This window comes from Pirellulales bacterium, assembly GCA_035533075.1.
Lineage (GTDB): Bacteria > Planctomycetota > Planctomycetia > Pirellulales > JAICIG01 > DASSFG01.
The window spans coordinates 36116-55977 of record DATLUO010000140.1 but is presented as its reverse complement, the minus strand read 5'-3'; the positions used below and the strand labels follow the sequence as shown (position 1 = coordinate 55977).

Sequence of the window (19862 nt, the reverse complement as noted above, 5' to 3'; positions counted from 1 at the left end):
CCGAGAATCGATCGAAGCCAACTCCTTTAGCCGCCATGGTTTAAGGCATGGCGGGCCGGCGAAGCGAGTCAACCGCAACGAGGCCAGGTGGCGGAATCGGCCACCTCGCCAGTCGAGGGGTTCCGGTGGCCGGGCCGCGGGCAAATTTAATCCCTCTTTACGCGGAAGGGCGACGATGAAAAAATATGCCCCCGGAATGTCCGTTTTTGTTGGCATAACGGTTCTCAATGTAATAGACTAACGGGTGTTCGTCCGGCACAATTTCACGGACGGAGATCAGGCTTGGTCGTCGCCTACGCCGCGCATCCCAGTGGCCCGGTGCAGACGGCGCACACTTCTTGTTGGAGTCATACAGATGTCTCACGTTGGTCGGTCCCGATCGGCATGGTTGGCCGCGCTCGCCGTCGTCGGCGTTTGCGCGCAAGCGGCGATGGTCAGAGATGTTGTGGGCGCCGAAGCAAAACCTTCGACGCCCTCGGTATGGGAGACCTTCGCCAAACCTGGCGGGCCGACCTTTTTCGCGCTGAAGCTCTCCCCGTCGGTGCCCCAGCCGACCGCCGCGCCGCTCGATCTGATCGTGCTCTTCGATACCTCGGCCAGCCAGATCGGCGCGTATCGCGCCAAGGCGCTGGAAGCGTTGCGTACCGTACTGGGCAGCTTGTCGGCAAACGACCGGGCCGCGCTGGTGGCGGTTGACGTCAACGCCGTCAAGCTCAACGATTTGCCAGTCGCGCCGTCGAGCGAGGCCATGCAACGGGCGCTGGCCGCGCTGGACCGCCGCGTGCCATTGGGTTCGACCGACCTGCGGGCCGCGCTCAATGCGGCGTTGGAGGTGGCGGCCGCCGGCGACGAGGCGGGACGTACTCGCTCCATCTTGTATATCGGCGATGGATTCAGCGTCGCCAATTTGCTGACCTTCGACGATCTGAAGCAGTTCACGGAACGATTGGTCGAGAGCCGGCTTTCCTTCAACAGTTATGCCATCGGCCCGCGCGTGGTCAGCGAGTTGTTGGCCGCGTTGGCGAACCATGCGGGCGGCATGGTGGTCTTCGACGACGATCGCTCCGACGGTCGCAAGTTCGGACGTTATCTGGCCGCCGTCGCACGCTCGGCCGTCGTCTGGCCCGCGGCCGTCGATTTTCCCCAGGCGGTCAAACAGGCCTATCCCCGGCCGGTGCCGCCCCTGCGGTTCGACCGCGACACCATCCTCTTGGGCTCTCTCGACTCGAAGGCGGCCGAAGCAAAGCAGCCCTTGGCCATCAAGCTGACCGGCGACTTGAACGGCAAACTGGTGACGCTCGAATGGAAGCTGACGCCCGGCGCATCGTCGCCGGATAACGCCTACCTGGCGAGAGTGGTCGAGGCGATCTCGCCGGGCAAGGGCCTGGGCCTGCCGACGGTGGGCAGCGTGGGACTGGCCGAATTGCGGCGGCGCGTGAATCTGGGCGCCCAGGCATTGGCGATGCTGGGAGAACAGGCATTGGCTTTTGGTCGACCGAACGACGCCGCCCAGCTTGCCGACGCGGCGGAAAAGCTCGATTCGGAGAACGTCGAGGCGTCGAACGTGCGCGCCGCGGCAATGCGCGTGCGTCAAAAGGGCGGCAACGATCTGAGCATGAAGCGGGCGCCGGCGGAAAAACTGCCGCCGGCACCCGCGGGCCGCGCTGCCGCCGAAGCGGCCGACGGCGAGTTGCTCAACGAACTTGAGCGGCAGAACCGCGTGGTGGAAGGCTTCCTGCGCGCCGAGGTGAACAATGCCCTGAGCAAGGCCAACGCCGGCATGGCCCTCGATCCCGAAGCGACGCGCAACGATCTCAAGCTGCTGATGGACAAAGTGCAGCAGGCCTCGGAACTGAGCACCGAAGTGCGGGCGCAGCTCGTCAGCAAGATCGTGGCCACCCTCCGAGCGGCGAACCGCATGGCAATCTTGAAGGAAGAGCAGACCTTGCAACGGCAACAGATCGTTGCCGAAGGAGAGGCGCGCGAGCGAATCGTCCGCGAGCTTTTCTTGCAAGAGGAGAAGGTCGACCAGATCATGTCGCGTTTCGGCGCGCTGATGGATGAAGAACGTTATCGCGACGCCGAGGCGCTGGCCGACATCGCCGAAGAGATGCTGCCCGGCAGGGCCGGCCTGCGAGGCGCGGAGTTGACGGCCCGCATGCTCGGCTATCAGGCCGACACCAACGCCGTGCTCGACATGCGGCGAAAAGGCTTCGTCGACGCTTTGTTCCAGATCGAGCTCTCGCACGTGCCCACGGCCGACGAGCCGCCGATCATTTATCCCGACCCCGAGGTCTGGCAGTTGCTCACCGAGCGCCGCAAAAAGTACAAGGCGGTCGACCTGCTGGAGCACGGCCCGAACGAGATGAGGATTCTGCAAGCGCTCGACGAGCCGACGGAGATCGACTTTGCCGAGCAGCCGCTGAGCGACGTGGTCGAGTACCTCAAGCAGCGGCACGGCATCGAAATCCAGCTCGACGAAAAGGCCCTGGCCGACGCCGGCACCGCCAGCGACACGGCCATCACCCGCAGCATCAAGGGCATTACGCTCCGCTCGGCGCTCAAGCTGCTGCTGAGCGAGCTGGATTTGACCTACGTGATCCGCAACGAAGTGCTGATGATCACCAGCAAGACCGAGGCGGAAAACATGTTGAGCACCCGCGTCTACCCGGTGGGCGACCTGGTGATCCCGGTTCAAAGCATGGGTGGCCGCGGCATGTTTAACGTGCCCGCCGAAAAGCGCTCCGGCTTTCGCGCCTTCGCCGTCAAGGACGACCTGAAGATGAAGAAGCAGGACAAAGGCGCAAAGCCGGCCGACACGTCCAAGGGTGCCGGGGCCAAGGGCGCCGCCGCAAACGGCAAAGCTGCGGCGAAGCGACCGGTCGGGGCCGAGGCGCCCAAGAAGCCCGTTGCCGGAATCGGTCAGCCGCGGCCCCGCAACGAAAAAATCGAGCCGATCAAGATCGAATTCAAGGAAGGGGCCGATCCGGACACGGCGTGGAACGATTACTTCGCCGCCCATACGGGCGACAAGGCCCCGTCGGAAGCCTCGGTGCGCGAAACCGTTCGCCAACTGATGAAGGGCCGCAAGTTCGATCACGTGATCGGATTGCTCTACGCCGCCTTGCGGAACAAGCAAGGCCAGCCTTGGATGTACGAGGCCCTGGCACTGGCGTTGCAGGCAGATCAGCGCGATCCCGAGGAGATCGAGCGCGTGTTGCTCTCGGCACTCGACTTCGCCAGCAATCCGATCGAGGTCATGTACTTGGCGCAATATATGAGCCGCCTGGGACTCGACAAGCGGGCCTTGCAGCTCTTTCGGCAGCTCAGCAAGGGACTGCCGGCGTGGCCGGACCCCTACATTTTTGGCCTGCAGCTCGCTCAGAAGCTCGACGATCTGGACGCCATCAAGTGGGCCACCATCGGCATCCTCAGCCAGCCCTGGCCCAACAAGCAGATCGATATATGGGACAGCGGCGTCAACGTGGCCGAGGCCACGCTGGCACGGCTGAAATCGGAAAACCGAACCGAAGAGGCCGAGCAATATGAAAAAGAGGTCAAGGAGGCCCTGGTCCGCGATCTGGTGGTGATCGTCTCGTGGACCGGCGAGGCCGACGTCGACCTGCTGGTGGAGGAGCCGGGGGGCACCGTTTGCTCCTTCCGTATGCCGCGCACGCTGTCGGGCGGAATCATGCTGGGCGACTCGGTGGCGCGCTCGAAAAAAGAAGAGCGGAAGGCCGAAGGGGCTCAAGAAGCCTATATCTGCCCCAAGGGGTTCAGCGGCGAATACCGCATTCGAGTCCGGCGCGTGTGGGGAAAAGTCACCGCCGACAAAGTCACCGTCAAGGTCTTCTGGCATTATTGGTCCAAGAAACAGGGGGAGATGACCAAGCAGGTCGACCTGAGCGGCACTGAGGCGGTCTGCATGGTCGATCTGACGGACGGCCGGCGGACCGAGCCGCTGGAGCAACAGCAGCTCGTCAACGCCGTGGCCAATCAGGCCGCCGTCACCTGGCAACTCGCCGCGCAGCTCAATGCCATGAACGATCCCGGCGCGGCCGGCAGCATGGCCCGCTCGCGGGCCAAGCAGCCCGGCGAACTTCCCCGCGGCCTCAACCCCAACAATCCCTTTTTCCTCCGCGGCGCGGCGGGTTATCAGCCGGTGATCATATCGCTGCCTCAAGGCGCATCGATGTTCACCAGCGCGGTGATTTCGGCCGACCGGCGCTACGTGCGGGTCTCGCCGATCCCCTTCTTTTCCGCGATCGGGCAGGTCAACACGTTCAACTACGTGACTGGCGCCAGTGGTTCGAGCGGTGGCGGCGGCGGCTCCTCCGGCTTCGGCGGCAGCGGCGCCGGCGGCAAAGGATTGGGTGGTTTCTAATCTGCCCTTGAGGGGCCCGCCGATTTTCGGTACAAGCCCGCTGCACTTCCATCTCACTTCCGACACGAGGCTGCGCGATGACGCTTCGCCTGGCGATCGCGGCCTGCGTCGCTTGCTGCGCGGCGCCGGCCTGGGCCGAGCCGTTTCCCTACACGACCTTCGTTACCGCGTCCGAGGCCTATCTTCGCAGCGGACCGGGCGAGGCCTATTACCCCGTCGCCAGGCTCCGTCGCGGACAGCAAGTCGAAGTCGTTCGGCACGGTCCCGGCGGATGGTATGCCGTCCGTCCGCCCGACGACGCCTTTAGCTGGGTCTCGGCCGACTTCGTCGAGCCGCGGCAAGGAAACATCGGCGTGGTGACGGGCAATCACGTCGCCGTGCGTGTGGGCAGCGCCTTCAGCAATATGCGGGACGTCATCCAGGTACGCCTCAACGACGGCGACCAGGTCCGGATTCTCGAAGCCCAGGAGATTGAATCGGGGGGCATCGCCCGAGCGTGGTACAAAATCGCGCCGCCGACGGGCGAATTCCGCTGGATCCCGGCCCATCAGCTCGAGCGGCAGATCGAGGAACCCAACGAAAAGAAGCGCGACCGCTGGGTCCGTCAGGCGTCGCATGACGGGCCGGGGTCGGGCTCCGCGGCCAAGCGCAGGTCGCGCCGTGCCGCGCCGCCGCCCAAGATCGACGACGAGCCGGAAGACGACGCCCTTGCCCCCGAAGCGGACGACGATGGCCGCGTGCAGCGTCTCCGGAGCGAAGAGCGTCAGCCCAAGGCGGACCTGAAGGAAGAAGCCGAAGACCTCGACCTGGCGTTGTCGGCGATGGTGACGGCGGATCCTCCCCAGTGGGATCTGACGCTTCTTCGTCGCGAGGCCGAGGAAGCGATCGAGCGCTCCGAGACGGCGCTCGAGCGCGGCCGCATTCGCAGAGTGTTGCGGAAGATCGACAAATTCGCCGACATCCAGCACCGCTATCTGGCGGTGATGGATGTGCCGGCCGGTCGGCATCGCTCGGACCGCGCCGTGGCCGGACCGGCCGCGGGAACGTCGCCAGTTGCCGCCTTGTCACCGCTGCGCTACGACGGCGTGGGCCGCTTGACGCAGCTTTCGTCGCTCGATCCGCGGTTGCCGCAGTTCGCGCTGGTCGACGCCGCAGGCCGCGTGTCGGCCTACGTCTCGCCCGCTCCCGGCGTGAATCTTCGGCGGTATTTGAACCAGGACGTCGGCATCAACGGCAGCCTGGGCTATATGCCCGAACGTCAAGCGCAGCACCTGACCGCCAAGCGCATCGTGCCCATCGTGAGGTAGGGTGTTCCCAATGGTGCGGCGATCTTGAGGTCTTTGGCATGCTCGGCGTGTTTGGCCGATTTCGTCGCCGGACCATTGCCTCGAACAGGTTGCGGCAGTGCCAACTTGACCTCGATGGCGCCGCGGCTGGGGAGTTGGCCGGGCTTAGGCTCGGCGGCCGATTGCCGCTGAAACTGGTCGGCAGGTCGAAACCTTACCGCCGGTTCCAGGCTTCGAGTTCGGGCATAAAGCGGTCGAGCTCGCGCTGGAGTGCGGCAAGCGCCTGCGGGGCTTCGCTCAGGTCGCTCTGTTTGCCCATCAACTCCAGCCGATTGGCGGCCTCGACCGCCTTGGCTGCGGCAAAGTTGCCGAGCGAGCCTTTGAGCGTATGGGCGGCCAGCTTCAACGCCGCGGCGTCACCGCGCTCGACCGCCTCGCGCACCTCCGCCAAGAGTCGCGGGGCCTCCTGGTGAATCACCGCCACCAACTCCGCCATCAGCTCGCGATCGCCTTGCAGTCGGTCGATCGCCGCCGCCCAGTCGATGGCGCTCGGCTCCGAATCGCCGTCGAGCGGCTTTTGCCCGCCGGCAATCACCTGCTCGATCACCGCCAACAGCTCGCGCGCGCGGATCGGTTTCGAGAGATAGTCGTCCATGCCCGATTCGAGACACCGCTCGCGGTCGCCCACCATCGCGTGCGCCGTCATGGCCACGATCGGCACGTGAGCGCCCGCCGCGGCTTCGCGGCGGCGAATGATCGCCGTGGCTTCCAGCCCGTCCATCTCCGGCATCTGCACATCCATCAGCACCAGGTCGAACGGCCCGGCTTCGGCCCGCGCCACCGCTTCGTGGCCGTTGTTCGCCACGGTGACCTGATGGCCCCACTTCTCCAACAGATACACCGCCAGCTTCTGGTTGACTACGCTGTCTTCGGCCAGCAGCACCCGCAGGTGCCGGCCCGGTGGAGCGACCACCGGCTCTTCCGCGGGCGGACCGGCTGCGGACCGGCTGCCGAGCGCGCCCACGATGGCGTCGAACAGTTCAGACTGCTTGACCGGCTTCATCAGATACGACGCGATGCCAAGCTGCCGGCAACGACGCACGTCGTCCGGGCGGTCGCCCGAGGTGAGCATCATGATCGTCGCGCCCGCCAACTGCGGATGGCGGTTGATCTCGTCGGCCAATTGAAAGCCGTCGACGTCGGGCATGTTCGCGTCGAGCAGCACCAGCGAGAACGGCCGGCCGTCGTCGGCCGCTTGCCGCATCGCGCTCAGAGCCGCCCGGCCGCCTTCGACCGCCGTGGGACGCATCCGCCAGTTTTGCAACATCTCGACGAGGATGCGTCGGTTCGTCGCGTTGTCGTCGACGATCAACACCGGCAGGTCGAGAAGTGTGGCCGGCTCGACGCGGAGTTGCGTCGGCGGCCGCTGGGCAGGCGAGACGCGAACGGTGAAGTGAAACCGGCTCCCTTTGCCTTCCTCGCTTTCCAGCCACACGCGGCCGCCCATCATTTCGATCAGCTTGCGGGCGATTGCCAGCCCCAGTCCCGTGCCGCCATAGCGCCGCGTGGTCGAGCTGTCGGCCTGCTCGAAGGCCTCGAAGATCATTGCTTGCTTTTCGGCCGGCACGCCGATGCCCGTGTCGGCGATGCAGAAGTGCAATTCCAGCCCCTCGCCCTCGGCCGGCTGACGCTGGACGTCGACCACCACCTCGCCCTGGTCGGTGAACTTGACGGCGTTGCCCACCAGGTTCGTGAGCACTTGCCGCAAGCGGCCGGAGTCGCCAGTGACGTAGTCGGGCACATCGGCCGCCACGTGGCAGGCCAGCTCCAGCCCCTTGGTGTGAGCCCGGAACGCCAGCGACTTCATGGTGTCGCCCAGCGTGTCTCGCAAGGCGAAGGGGATTTCCACCAGGTCGAGCTTGCCGGCCTCGACCTTGGAGAAGTCGAGCACGTCGTTGATGACGGTCAGCAGCGAATCGGCCGACTCTTTGACCAGCTTCAGATACTCGCGCTGCTCGGGGCTGAGCGGAGTGTCGAGCACCAGCTCGGTCATGCCGATGATGCCATTCATGGGCGTGCGGATTTCGTGGCTCATGTTGGCCAGAAACACGCTCTTGGCCATGCTGGCGGCTTCGGCCGCCTCCTTGGCCTTTTGCAATTCGACTTCGGCATGCTTCCGCTCGGTGATGTCGGTGGAGATGCCGCACAGCGCGTGCGGCACGCCGCTGGAGTCGTAGAGCAAAAACTTGGTGGAGATATAGGTATGGGCGCCGTCGTCGTGCGGAGCGACTTCTTCGAATTGCAACGGCGCCCCCGCGGCCAGCACGCGCTGATCGTTGGCGCGGAAGGCCTCGGCCATTTCCGGGGGGAACAAATCGAGATCGCTTTTGCCGAGCGCTTCGCCGCGGCGGATGTGAAACAGCGACTCGAACAGCCGGTTGACCAGCACATAGCGGCCGTCGATGCCCTTGACGTAGATCACCGCCCGCGCGTTGTCGAGGATCGATTGCAGCCGCTGCTGGCTTTCGCGCAGCGCCTCTTCGGTCTGTTTGCGGGCCGTCACGTCCCAGAACATGCACTGCGTGCCCACGGTGCGTCCGTCGGCGTCGCGGACGGGCGTCTTGAACACCTGCACATAGATCTTGCTGCCGTCGGCCTTGCGATGTTCTTCGACCGCTTCCAAGACCTGGCCCGTTTCCAGCACGTGCTCGTCATCGCGGCGGTACTTTTCCGCCAGCTCGGCCTGGTAAAAGTCGAAATCGGTCTTGCCGATCACCTGCTCGTTGCGCACCGCCAGCGTTTCGCAAAACAACCGGTTGGCGAAGGTGAACCGGCCCTGCTCGTCTTTGCGAAAGACGTTCATGGGCAGGTTCTCGACCAGCGAGTGGTAGAGCGCCTCGGAGTCGCGCAGGGCCTGCTCGGTGCGCTTCCGCTCGCTGATATCGCGGAAGAAGAACGTGAACACCGCCTTGCCCTGAGCGCGGCTGATGGTCATGGCCATCTCGGCCGGAAACGTCTGGCCTCCGGCGCGCATGGCCACCACTTCGGTGCGGCGGCCCAGCATCGAGCCCTCGCCCGCAGCCACGTGCCGCTCCACGCGTTCCGGCTCGCCTCCGGCGTCGGGCGGCGGAAACAGAATGTCGTCGGACCGGCGGCCCAGCACCTCGGCCCGCCGGCGGCGGAACACCCGCTCGGCGGCGGGATTGAACTCCGTGACGAGGCCTTCGTGGTTGACGGCCACGATCGGATCGATCGACGATTCCACGACCGCCCGGCGCAGCGACTCGGCCTCGACCGCCCGCTGAAGGTCGCCCGACGTGCGATGCACCAGGGCCAGGCAGACTGGTTTGTCTTTGCGGGGATGCTGCACCAGAAATGCCGTGATGTGGACGTCGATCGGTACGTCGGTGCCCGATCGCCGCATTTGCCCGTTGCCCGACCAACGCCCGCTGGCGCGGACCGTGGGAAAAGCGTCCGCCCGCAGCCGGTCGCGCGTTTCGTCGCTGTACACGTCGCGCAGCCGCGTACCCGCAAAACCGGTCTCCGCTTCGATGCCCAGTAACTGCCGGCCGGCCGGGTTCAGATAGAACAACTCGGTGTGTAGCGTGGCCAGACAAACAGCATCGTCGCTCTGGTCGAAAAGGCTGCTGACGAGGTCGAGGATGTCGCTCATCGAAGGGGAGGTTAGGGGCGTGCATGGCGCGACTGGGCTGTTGCCGATTATCTTCGCACATCGCCCCGCGGCTTTCCAGCGGCGCCAGTTCAGGGTATTGTCTTAAAGTTGAACCTTGGAACCAAAACCATGCCTGTACTGCCAAACCGAGTTGCCATGCCGCTGGCGAAACTGCTTGCCAGTTGGTCCGCGTTCTTATTTGCGTTCGTCGCTTCGTCCCCGATGAGATCGCTTCAGGCCGAAGAAACGAAACCTTCCCTGGTGCAGCCGATCTGGCCGGGCAAACCGCCGGGAGAAACCAAGGAACTGCCGCCGGAACAGGACACCACCCAGCCCGGCCAGAAAGATCCGGGCGGGAAGCCGATCATTCGGCTGACGAACGTCTCGATTCCGACCGTGTCGTTGTACCGCCCCGCGAAAGACAAAGACACCGGCACGGCCGTGATCATATGTCCCGGAGGAGGGCATCACATTCTCGCGCTGAACCACGAAGGAACCGAAGCCGCCGAATGGTTGACCACGCTGGGCGTGACGGGCATCGTGTTGAAGTATCGCGTTCCCACCCGCACTCCGGACGGAAAGCGCTGGTTGGCCGCCGTGCAAGACGCGCAGCGGGCGGTCAGTCTGGTCCGCTCCAAGGCGAAGGAATGGGAACTGGATCCGCGGCGGATCGGCATCCTGGGTTTTTCGGCCGGCGGCGAGACGGCCGGTTTGACCTCCTACCTGGCCGATCGCCAGTACCCGCCGATCGACGAGATCGATCAGGTATCGTTTCGGCCCGACTTCGCACTGCTGATTTATCCGGCGTACTTCGAGAAGAAGGGAGAGCCGACGAAGATGCGGGAAGACGTCACGATCGGCAAGAACGCCCCGCCGACGTTTTTGGTCCACGCCTGGGATGATCCGGTGACCGTCTTCAGCAGCCTGCACATTGCGACCGAGTTGCGGAAGGCGGGCGTGCCGGCCGAGTTGCACTTGTACGCCACCGGCGGCCACGGCTACGGCATGCGCGACACCGGCCAAAACGTCAACACCTGGCCGCAGCGCGCCGCCGATTGGCTCAAACAAAGTCACTTGCTGACGCCCGATGGCCGCTAGCCCGGATGATTTCATCGGCCTTCTCTGCGGCATGGCCGATTACTCAGTCTCGGCCAGCCGCAATGGCAATGCGATCCGGCAACCCCTGCCGTTTTGCCGACTCCCAAAAGCCTTCGTCGATTTTTGGGCAGAAGCCATAAAGACGGCATTTCATCGTTTCGATTTTGCCTCTCAAGAACGAGTCACTTGCAGCGCATTCCTCTAATTCTCCTCCCAACACCATCAGCCGCGAGAACAGTTCGGCCTTGTCTTCGTGAACGGCGGTGAGCGCATATTCGCTAACAAAGCCGGGCACCGCTGTATCGGAAAGGCTGTTGGCGAGCATCGACCATGGTCCGCCCCTGTAATCAAATCCCGGCGGATTGTGCGACGACCACTCTTCATCGTCAAAGTTCCGTCTCCCCTGCGCGTCGTCAGCCAAGTGAAACAATTCGTGGTGGAACGCACCTCGCAGGTATCCGTCATTCGAGACCGACACATTCAAGTAGATTGTGCGGTTGGTTAAGTCGGCAAGTCCACCCGCCTCCGTATCGCCGTTCATAAGCCGAGTGCAGAGCACGATTCGCCTGAGGTTGACGGCATTGATGAATTCCACCGGATAGAGAAAGAACTCCTCGGACAAAATGGGCACGTAATCATCGAGGTCGTCCGCGTTGACCGGCGCCGCTTTGAACGACCATGTTTCCTCCTTGACGTGGATTGGCCGGTAGGCTGGAGCGATGTGTACCTGGAACCGCTCCGTCAGTCTTGCGTTCAAGGCCAGATACGGTCTTTTCGCCGACTCCTCCGCCAAGAGAGGCCGCGGGACCGACGTGAGAACAACGGCTGAAACGAGGACGGCGACTTCTCGCCAAACGATCCGTGCGCGTTCGGCCAACATGGTAAACCACTCCTTTTTGTGCGAACGTTACTTTGAGACTTGCAATTCCTCTTCGATCGCCAGCAGCCGGTTGTATTTTGCCAACCGTTCGCTGCGCTGGATAGATCTTAACTTTACTTGATCGGATGCGGTGGCGACAGCCAGACCGCTACTCGGTGATCGACAGCGGGCGGTCGTCGCGCGTGCGAATGAGCCGCTCGACCTCGTCGTCTCGCAAACGTCGCTCCTGGTCCAGGAGCACGTGAGATGGAAAACCGTGATGGGAGTCGGCCACGCGCCGTCGCCAGCGCTCGAGCGCCTCGCGCCGCGCGGCGCCGCGCATGTCCGCCGGCGCCAAAAAGTCGTAGTCGAGATCATAGCCCAGCTTTTTCAACGAACGGTCGGCGATCAGCCGGACCGCCGAGTAGGGATCCTCCAACAGCCACGCCAAATATGGCGGCAGCCAGTCCTCGCCGGAAGCCTCACGCGCCGCTGGCCACCCGCACGACCAGGCCACGAGCGCCCGCTGAACGGCATCGCCCCGCAACATCCACAAAACGGCAGCCGAAATGCCCTGCTGGTCCTCATCGAGTTGAACCGGTTTCTGACCATACCACTGGGAAAGCTTCTCCGCGCTCCATGCCAGCGTCTGGTCGAGATGACAAAGGTTGCAGGCGTTCGGCCGGCCGGTAGCCAGTGTCGCAGCCATATTCGGGCTGCTGATCTGGTGGCTGCGGATGCCCTTCAATAAGGTATACGTGGTGTGCGGCATGTGACAGTTGTAGCATATGCTGCCGGTCGAATTGGCCGGGTGATGACTGTGCGTCTCGCTCTGTCGGCGGTACGACGAATGGCAGCGGTAGCAGGCTTCGTTGGTGTCCATTCCGGCGGCCAACTGGTCGTTGGGGTCGCTGTCGTGCATCGAGTGGCAATCCAGGCACGTCATGCCGCCTCGCTGATAGCAGGCCGATTCCACCAGCCCGTTGTACTCGCGAGCGACGCGCACCATGCGATCGGGCCAGGAGGTCGATTGGTCAAACGCCGGCCGATGGTGCAAGATCGACTTCAATTCCGCGCGTGGAAGGTAAGAAGGCGAGTCCGTGATCAGCTTCTCGCTTAAATCGCCGCCAGGTCGATAATCGCGGCCAAATTGGAACCAATCTGCAAAGAATTGCGTGTCGGCGTACTGAAAGATCCCGTGGCATTGGCCGCATACCTGAGCGGAGCGTTCGGGCTTCAGGAGTTTGGGATTGACGATCGCGGCATCAACCGGCCTGTTCGCGGCAGCGGGCCGCGTGCCCGATACGTTTTTGTACGCTGCGATATGGGCTTGTCCCGGACCGTGACACGCTTCACAGGCGATGCCCAATTCGGCAACCGTCGTATCGGCGGTCTGGGCAATTTGATCCTCGGCGACCTCGGCCCGCGGTACGACTCCAGGCACGCCATTGACGCTGTGACAAGCGACACAATTCATGTTCCAGGTCGTGTTCCAGGGCGTCGGACCGAGGGGCGCGCCGGACGGGCTGCCGGGAGGGGTCAAGAAGCAGTCGATACGTGGCACCCAGCGGCCGCGACCGTCCTCTTCCAGCAGCCACATCAACGGGAATTGATCGAGGATATTGCTTCCGTCTCGGCGCACCCAGTAGCCCTGCATGTGATGAGAACCCGTGGTCATGACGATGCGGCGCGTTTCCGTCGGCCCAGTCTCGTCCGTCGGCCCAGTCTCATCCGTTGCCGGGGAACCTGACCGCCGTTCAACCCAAAACTGGTCGCCGCGCCGCGTCATTCGCAACGTCCAATCGCCCACAGAAACCTCTTCGCCCTTGAACGGCGCCAACACGGCGTCGACGTAGGCGGGCTGCGTCATCCGTCGATGGAACGTCCGCTGCCAACTGGCATGCTGCCGCGGATGACAAGATCGGCAGGCGGAGGACGAGACATATCCACCGTTCGTCACGGTTTTCGGCAAACCGTCAATTGACGGAACTGAGGGTGCCGAATCTTCGTTTCGTGGAGGCGGACGGTCCGACGACAACCACCAACTGGCAGTCAGGCCCGTTGCCACACAGACGAGCGCGGCGCAGCAAGCCCCAACTCGGCGGAACGACACACCTCGCACAAAATGGTCGGCAATCATTATGACGGCAATTCCGAGATCTGAGTCTCGAATCAAGCATACAATCGCCAAGTGGCAGCGCGAACCACCAAGCATGGCGTCCCCGATTTTATCCACGCGTGGGCAAAAGGGGGCTGCTTTGCCCCGCCGAGCACTCGATCATGGTCGAGAAGTCGGCTACATTGCTCTTGTCGGTCCGTCTCCCGTCTGCCGTCTACAACCTACCTGCCATGCCACGCATTCCCGCCGATCGCCTGAAACAGACCGTTCGCGAAGTCTTTGCCGCCGCCGGCTGCCGTCCGCCGGAAGAGGAACGCATCGCCCATTATCTCGTCGAGTCCAATCTCGTCGGACACGACTCGCACGGCGTCATCCGCGTGGCCAGCTATGTGGCCTGGCTGCGGGACGGAAAAGTGCTGGCCAACCAAAAGCCGACCGTGGTCATGGAAACCGACACGCTGGCCGTGCTGGACGGCAATTTCGGCTTCGGGCAAACGATCGGCGAGGCCGCCGTAAAACGGGGCATCGACAAGGCCCGGACGCGCGGCGTCTCGGTGATCGCACTGCGCAACTGCGGCCACCTGGGACGCATCGGCGATTGGCCCACGCTGGCCGCCGATGCCAACCTCGTTTCTTTGCACTTCGTCAATACCAGCGGGGCCGGCAACCTCGTCGCGCCCTTTGGCGGCATCGACCGGCGGCTGTCGGCCAACCCCATTGCGGCCGGCGTGCCCAGGGTCGGAACCTGGCCGCTCGTGGTCGATATTTCAACGAGCGCCATCGCCGAAGGAAAAATCCGCGTGGCCCTGCACCGCGGCGACCGCGTGCCCGCCGGATCGATCATCGACCCCGAAGGAAATCCGACCGACGACCCGCGCGTGTTCTATGGTCCGCCGCCGGGGGCAATTCTTCCCTTCGGCGCGCACAAAGGCTATGCCCTGGGCATGCTGGCCGAAGTGCTCGGCGGCGCGCTCACGGGCGGCGGCTGCACCCGGCCCGGCGTCACGCGGCTCTCCAACGGCATGCTCTCGATCTATCTCGACCCGGCCCGGTTTGTCGACAACGACGGTTTTCAAAACGAAGTGCGAACGTACATCGAGTTCGTCAAGGGGGCGCGAACCGTCACCGCCGACGGAAAGATCCTCATACCGGGCGAAATCGAAGCCCTCAACCGCCAGCGCCGACTGGCCGAGGGCATCGAGCTCGATGAAACCACCTGGCGGCAGCTTACGGAAACGTGTCAGACGTTGGGAGTATCGCCTCCGGTGGCGGCAGGGTAGAATTTAAGGCGTCAGGCAATTGCAAATTTGCAATTTGCAATTTGCAATTTGCAATTTCCCCCAAATTGGTATATCCATGATTCACCCCCGTTGCCTTGCGGTCTCGCTTCTCCTTCTGTTCGCCCTCGCCGCATCGGCTGCCGCCGAAGGCGCCAAGCCCAAGATCGGCTTCAAACGCACGCAGCTCGATGCCAAGTTCCGCAGCGAGGGAACGTCGGTCGGCGATTTCAACCACGACGGTCGGCCCGACATTTCGGCCGGCAGCGTCTATTACGCCGCGCCCGACTGGCAAATGCGGACCATCGCCGAAAAGGCCGAGGAATACGATCCGCACGGCTATAGCCACAGCTTTTGCAACTTCGCCGACGACCTGAACGGCGATGGCTGGACCGATCTGATCGTCGTGGATTTTCCGGGTCAGCAGACGTGGTGGTTCGAGAACCCGCAGACCGCCGGCGGCGCCTGGAAGAAACACGTCGTCACGCCGGTCACGAACAACGAAAGCCCGACCTATCTCGACGTCGACGGCGACGGCCGACGCGAGCTGGTGTGTGCCTTCTCGCCCGATCCCAAAGACGTTGAGGGGCCGTTGCGACGCATGGGCATCGTCCATCGCGGCCGGCCGGTCGATCGGCCGTGGCCGGTGCGCGCCATTTCGGCGGCCGCGGCGCCCTGCACCAACAAGTTCACGCACGGACTCGGCGTCGGCGACATCAATAGCGACGGCCGCAACGACGTGCTCGTCATCGACGGCTGGTGGGAATCGCCGGCCGACGCCGCGGCCGAAGAATGGGCCTTCCATCCGGCGAAGCTGGGCGAGAACTGCGCGCAGATGCACGTCTACGATTTTGACGGCGACGGCGACAACGACGTGCTCAGTTCGGCCGCGCATGCGGTGGGCATCTGGTGGCACGAGCAGACGCCCGACGGCTTCAAGACGCACGAGATCGACCGCGGCTTTTCGCAGACGCACGCCTTGGCGATGGCCGACATCAACGGCGACGGCCTGCCCGACTTCGTCACCGGCAAGCGCTGGTGGGCGCACGGGCCCAAGGGCGACGTCGACCCCGACGCGCCGGCCGTGATGTACTGGTTCGAGTTTTCGCGGCCCGGCGGCAAGCCCACCTGGACGCCCCACCCGTTCGACCACGACAGCGGCGTGGGCACGCAGTTCGAGATCGCCGACGTGAACGGCGATGGCCTGCTCGATGTGGTCACATCCAATAAGAAGGGTGTGAATTATTTCCAGCAAGTTCGGGAGTGAGTGAGCCAATGAAGCCAGCCTGCCATCATCTCGCGGTCTGCCTTGTCGTCGCAATGCTGGGGAACGCTTCGCTGGCACCGGCTGACGACGAGGCCGCTTTGCCCAGGGCCTGCATCGACGGCAGGGGACCGGGATGGAAGGAGTTGGGCGAGAGCGATTTTACGAACGTCAACTGCGACCCCGAAACGTGGTCGTGGAAGGACGGCGTGGTCCACTGCACGGGCAAACCCGTGGGAGTCGTCCGCAGTCAAAAGCCCTACACCAATTTCGAGTTGGTCGTCGAGTGGCGGCATCTGCAGTCGGGCGGCAATTCGGGTGTGTTTGTTTGGGGAAGCGAAGAGTCGCTCAGCGGACTTCCGCCGGGCAAGCTGCCGCACGGCATCGAAGTGCAGGTGCTCGATCACGGCTTTGCCGAGCAATACGAAAAGCGGACCGGCAAGAAGCCCGACTGGTTCACGACCAACGGCGACGTGTTTCCCACGGGCGGCGCCAAGATGACGCCCTTCGAGCCGAAGTCGCCCAACGGCGACCGCAGCTTTCCGCGCAAGCAGCTCACGAAGGGCGTCGGCCAGTGGAACCACTACTACGTGCGGGCGATCAACGGCGAAGTGCGGTTGTGGGTCAACGGCGAGGAGGTTTCCGGCGGCACCGGCTGCCAGCCGCCGAGCGGTTATCTTTGCCTCGAGTCGGAAGGCGCTCCGGTGGAATTCAAGCACCTGCGGCTGCGCGAGTTGCCGTGATCTTGACACCCGAATCAAGCCGAACGGATACTGGATCATGGCCATTGTCCAGTTGACGCCGGTGGCGCGCGAACAGTTGGCAAAGCTGCCCAAACCAATCCAAGCGCGTGTCGTAAAGGTGCTGGAGCGATTGCGGAACTGGCCCGCTGTGAGCGGGGTCAAAGCGCTGTCGGGCCCGCTGGCGGGGCGATACCGCGCTCGCACCGGCGACTACCGCCTTCAGTTTTACGTTCAACCGGGCCAGCCGGCACAGGAGGATCAACCGGCCGTGCCCGAAGTTTTAATTGTCGAAAAAATCGGACACCGCGATGGCTTCTATGACGATGAGTGAATCCCCGGTTATTCAGACCGTGACCTTGGGCGGCGAACGTTTCGTGATCTTGCCCGAAGTGGAATTTGCGCGCTTGGTGGGTGAACCGATCGAGCCGGAATTGCCCCCAGCTCTGCCGAACGGCAACTATCCGGCCATCGAGACCGCGCGTATCATCCTGGCCCGCGACCTGATCCGATCGCGTCGGGCGCTGGGCTGGTCGCAAGCCGAGTTGGCCAGCCGCGCCGGAGTTCGTGTGGAAACGCTCGACCGGCTGGAACGGGCCACGCATTCGCCGAACGTGTCAGTCGTCGAGAAGCTCGATCAGGCACTCAAGGCCGCTGAACCGAACGCGGCCAACAACAAGAAGCCGCGCAGCAAAAAGCCTCCCAAGGGATATTAGGACCGCACGCCCGCGATCAAATGCAGCTTTGGCCCGTCGACGACGGCTAGGCCTCGCCTCTCGGCAGCATGACCACGAACGTCGTCCCTTGCGAACACTGAGGATCGACAAACACCTTGCCGTCGTAGTGCTCCACAATCTTGCGGACAATCGCCAGGCCCATGCCGCTGCCCGACTCGTGGGCACCGGGCAAGCGCCGCCCCGGTACAAAAATCTCTTCTCGGGACTCCACCGGTATTCCCGGCCCGTTGTCGTGGACTGTCAGCCAGACGAACCGCGCGTCGCCGTCGCGCGGGGCGATGTGCGACACGGTGACCTGGGGCGAGTGCTTGTCGCAGCCGTGCCGCACGGCGTTGCGGAGAAGATTGGTGATCACCTGCTTGACGCGGCCTTCATTGCACCAGACGGCCGGCAGCGTGCCATCACGCTCGGCCTGCACGCGGCGGTCTTCGAGCAGCTCTCGCTGTTCGAACAAGACTTCGTCGACGAGCTTCGCCAGCTCGACGCGGGCCGGATCCATGCTGACGCTGCCGGTGCGGGCCAACGTGACGAGGTCTTCCAGAAAGCGACGCGACTGTTTCAGGCAAGCGTCTACGTGCGAAAACCCGTCGGTCAGGCCCTTGAGCGGCGCCCGGCTGTATGACCGACGCAGCTCGCGAAAGGAGTGGTCGAGCAACATGAAGTTGGCGTTCATATCGTGCGACAGCGCGCGCACAAAGTGGTCGAGCTCGTGATGCGCCCGGTGCAGACGCTGCGAACTGGCCCGTTCTTCACGGTCGTTTCGACCGTCGCTCACGGCCAATCGAAGGGCCTGCCCCAACTCCTCGCCGTTCAGGCTTTGCTTGACGAAATAATCGTGCGCGCCGCGTTTGATGGCTTCGGCCGCCACGCGTTCGTTGCCTTGACCCGACATGAACACGACGGCCGTGCCCGTGGCACGTTCGACAATTCGGCTGAGCAAGTCGAGGCCGTTCATGTCGGGCAACAAATAATCGACCAACACCACGTCGACCGGCCGGCGGGCCAGAATGCTCAATGCTTCGGCCGACGATTCGGCTTCCAGAATCGTCGGTTGGGGCCGCAGCGCCCGACGCAGTTGCCATGCCAAATAATCGCGGTCGGGCCGGCTGTCGTCGGCCACCAGCACCGTCATCGGCGGCGCCGACATGGCACGCGGTCGCACAGGGCTGGCGGTTTGCTGGAGCATTTGAAGGCGTTAGGCGATAGGCGTTGAGACGTAAGCGGCAGCGAGTTCCGCTTCTCGATTCTGAGCGCTCGAAATGGCCAATTCGCAATTTGCAATTTGCAATTTGCAATTCCCCTTTTCCGCTTTCTGTTCTGCGCCTACCGCCACGGGCAGCGTAAAGAAGAACGCCGATCCTTCTCCCGGCTGCGACTCCAGCCACATCCGGCCACCGTGGTTTTCGACAACCTTCCGGGCAATCGACAGTCCCGCGCCCGTCCCTTCATACTTGTTTCGCGCGTGGAGTCGCCGGAACATCGCGAACACCGCCTCGTGATGGCGGGGTTCGATGCCGATGCCGTTGTCGCGCACCACGATGGTCGGTCGCTGGCCATCCAGCACCTCGACTTCCACGGTCGGAGAAGCGCTGTCGTTGAACTTCAGCCCGTTGGAAATCAGGTTTTGCAGCACCATGCCCAAGAGCGTCGCATCGCCGTGGACCACCGGCAAACGATTCAGCCGCCGCACGCGGCCGCCGCGCGCGTCGATGGCCGGCCCGAGGGTCACCAACACTTCGTCGAGCACTTCGTCGAGATCGAGGTCGGTTGCTTCGGGCGTTCGGCCTGCCCGGCAGAAGGCGAGCAGGTCGTCAATGAGGTGGCTCAACCGGCCGCAGAGATCGACGAGCGTCGTCATCATTCGTCGCCCGTTGTCGTCGAGCTTGTCGCGATATTCATCCAGCAAAATATCGCAGTAGGCGCTGATGCCGCGCAACGGTTCTTTCAGGTCGTGCGAGGCGACGTAGGTAAAGTCGTCGAGTTCCTGGTTGGTCCGCGCCAGGTCGCCGGCCTTGGCCTCGAGCGTGACCACGAGTGCCCGAAGCTGCCGTTCGGTTTCTTCCAACCGCCGCAGCAAGGGCTGGCTGATTCGCAGCAGCAGCGTGGCGCCGGCGAAGACGAAAACCGCGGTGCTGCCCAGCGCCAGCCAGAGGTTTTTTGCCACCGGCGCGGCAACGCCTCGATCGCCCAGCGGCAGAAGGTATAAAGCGGTGATGCCGACCGCGCCCAACGACACGATGGTCAAAACCGATACCGAAAGCGTCATCAATCGCCGCCGATCATTCATTATGCTCGAATCCTGTCCGTAGCGACTCAGATCGTTTATCGGCGGTCTCCGCCTACACACTTAACCCGAATTAGCCAAAGTGCCCAGTCGGCTGGAGCGATGGCAAATCGTGTGGTATCTTCCGTAGGATGGGACCAG

General features: G+C 63.7%; 13 protein-coding genes. 8 read left to right on the top strand and 5 right to left on the bottom strand.

Features of this window, described 5'->3' with window-relative positions:
* The first annotated feature begins 355 nt into the window (after positions 1-355).
* Positions 356-4384 carry a VWA domain-containing protein gene (locus VNH11_18180; GenBank protein HVA48300.1) on the top strand — a complete coding sequence of 1343 codons (4029 nt, stop codon included), beginning with the start codon at positions 356-358 and terminating at the stop codon, positions 4382-4384.
* A 77-nt stretch (positions 4385-4461) separates the two neighbouring features.
* Positions 4462-5691 (top strand): SH3 domain-containing protein, encoded by a 1230-nt coding sequence (locus VNH11_18175; protein HVA48299.1) that lies wholly within the window; start codon positions 4462-4464, stop codon positions 5689-5691.
* Between the two features lie 193 nt (positions 5692-5884).
* Here VNH11_18175 and VNH11_18170 read toward each other — a convergent pair whose 3' ends face one another.
* Entirely contained in the window at positions 5885-9343 is a 3459-nt protein-coding gene (locus VNH11_18170) for a PAS domain S-box protein (GenBank protein ID HVA48298.1), read from the bottom strand.
* A gap of 129 nt (positions 9344-9472) precedes the next feature.
* Here VNH11_18170 and VNH11_18165 point away from each other — a divergent pair, with 129 nt between their 5' ends.
* Positions 9473-10441 (top strand): alpha/beta hydrolase, encoded by a 969-nt coding sequence (locus VNH11_18165; GenBank protein ID HVA48297.1) that lies wholly within the window; start codon positions 9473-9475, stop codon positions 10439-10441.
* Between the two features lie 43 nt (positions 10442-10484).
* Here VNH11_18165 and VNH11_18160 read toward each other — a convergent pair whose 3' ends face one another.
* Both VNH11_18160 and VNH11_18155 read right to left on the bottom strand, forming a co-directional pair.
* On the bottom strand, positions 10485-11234 hold the full coding sequence (locus tag VNH11_18160; protein HVA48296.1) for a hypothetical protein: 750 nt from the start codon (positions 11232-11234) through the stop codon (positions 10485-10487).
* A gap of 235 nt (positions 11235-11469) precedes the next feature.
* Positions 11470-13170, bottom strand: coding sequence for a cytochrome c3 family protein (locus VNH11_18155; GenBank protein HVA48295.1), 1701 nt, complete (start codon positions 13168-13170; stop codon positions 11470-11472).
* A 479-nt stretch (positions 13171-13649) separates the two neighbouring features.
* Between VNH11_18155 and VNH11_18150 the strand changes: the two genes are divergently transcribed.
* The 5 genes from VNH11_18150 (at position 13650) to VNH11_18130 (ending at position 17416) form a co-directional block, all read left to right on the top strand.
* A complete protein-coding gene (locus tag VNH11_18150) occupies positions 13650-14699 on the top strand; it encodes a malate/lactate/ureidoglycolate dehydrogenase (protein ID HVA48294.1) in 1050 nt (349 codons plus the stop codon).
* 76 nt (positions 14700-14775) lie between these two features.
* Positions 14776-15963: a VCBS repeat-containing protein gene (locus VNH11_18145; protein HVA48293.1), complete on the top strand. Its 1188-nt coding sequence runs from the start codon at positions 14776-14778 to the stop codon at positions 15961-15963.
* Positions 15964-15971: 8 nt separating this feature from the next.
* On the top strand, positions 15972-16703 hold the full coding sequence (locus tag VNH11_18140; protein ID HVA48292.1) for a DUF1080 domain-containing protein: 732 nt from the start codon (positions 15972-15974) through the stop codon (positions 16701-16703).
* Positions 16704-16740: 37 nt separating this feature from the next.
* The gene (locus VNH11_18135) at positions 16741-17034 is read left to right on the top strand and encodes a type II toxin-antitoxin system RelE/ParE family toxin (protein ID HVA48291.1); all 294 of its coding nucleotides are present in this window, start codon (positions 16741-16743) and stop codon (positions 17032-17034) included.
* Positions 17027-17416 (top strand): helix-turn-helix transcriptional regulator, encoded by a 390-nt coding sequence (locus VNH11_18130; GenBank protein ID HVA48290.1) that lies wholly within the window; start codon positions 17027-17029, stop codon positions 17414-17416. The genes VNH11_18135 and VNH11_18130 overlap by 8 nt, the downstream gene beginning before the upstream one ends.
* 46 nt (positions 17417-17462) lie before the next feature.
* Here the strand turns inward: VNH11_18130 and VNH11_18125 are convergent, their stop codons facing one another.
* Positions 17463-18623 (bottom strand): HAMP domain-containing sensor histidine kinase, encoded by a 1161-nt coding sequence (locus VNH11_18125; protein HVA48289.1) that lies wholly within the window; start codon positions 18621-18623, stop codon positions 17463-17465.
* Positions 18624-18632: 9 nt separating this feature from the next.
* A complete protein-coding gene (locus VNH11_18120) occupies positions 18633-19724 on the bottom strand; it encodes an ATP-binding protein (GenBank protein HVA48288.1) in 1092 nt (363 codons plus the stop codon).
* Positions 19725-19862 lie beyond the last annotated feature (138 nt).

Bases quoted from the DNA above. Each gene is read 5' to 3' on its own strand.
- VNH11_18180 (HVA48300.1), top strand. From the start codon at position 356: ATGTCTCACGTTGGTCGGTCCCGATCGGCATGGTTGGCCGCGCTCGCC.
- VNH11_18175 (HVA48299.1), top strand. From the start codon at position 4,462: ATGACGCTTCGCCTGGCGATCGCGGCCTGCGTCGCTTGCTGCGCGGCG.
- VNH11_18170 (HVA48298.1), bottom strand. From the start codon at position 9,343: ATGAGCGACATCCTCGACCTCGTCAGCAGCCTTTTCGACCAGAGCGAC.
- VNH11_18165 (HVA48297.1), top strand. From the start codon at position 9,473: ATGCCTGTACTGCCAAACCGAGTTGCCATGCCGCTGGCGAAACTGCTT.
- VNH11_18155 (HVA48295.1), bottom strand. From the start codon at position 13,170: ATGACGCAGCCCGCCTACGTCGACGCCGTGTTGGCGCCGTTCAAGGGC.
- VNH11_18150 (HVA48294.1), top strand. From the start codon at position 13,650: ATGCCACGCATTCCCGCCGATCGCCTGAAACAGACCGTTCGCGAAGTC.
- VNH11_18145 (HVA48293.1), top strand. From the start codon at position 14,776: ATGATTCACCCCCGTTGCCTTGCGGTCTCGCTTCTCCTTCTGTTCGCC.
- VNH11_18140 (HVA48292.1), top strand. From the start codon at position 15,972: ATGAAGCCAGCCTGCCATCATCTCGCGGTCTGCCTTGTCGTCGCAATG.
- VNH11_18135 (HVA48291.1), top strand. From the start codon at position 16,741: ATGGCCATTGTCCAGTTGACGCCGGTGGCGCGCGAACAGTTGGCAAAG.
- VNH11_18130 (HVA48290.1), top strand. From the start codon at position 17,027: ATGAGTGAATCCCCGGTTATTCAGACCGTGACCTTGGGCGGCGAACGT.
- VNH11_18125 (HVA48289.1), bottom strand. From the start codon at position 18,623: ATGCTCCAGCAAACCGCCAGCCCTGTGCGACCGCGTGCCATGTCGGCG.
- VNH11_18120 (HVA48288.1), bottom strand. From the start codon at position 19,724: ATGAATGATCGGCGGCGATTGATGACGCTTTCGGTATCGGTTTTGACC.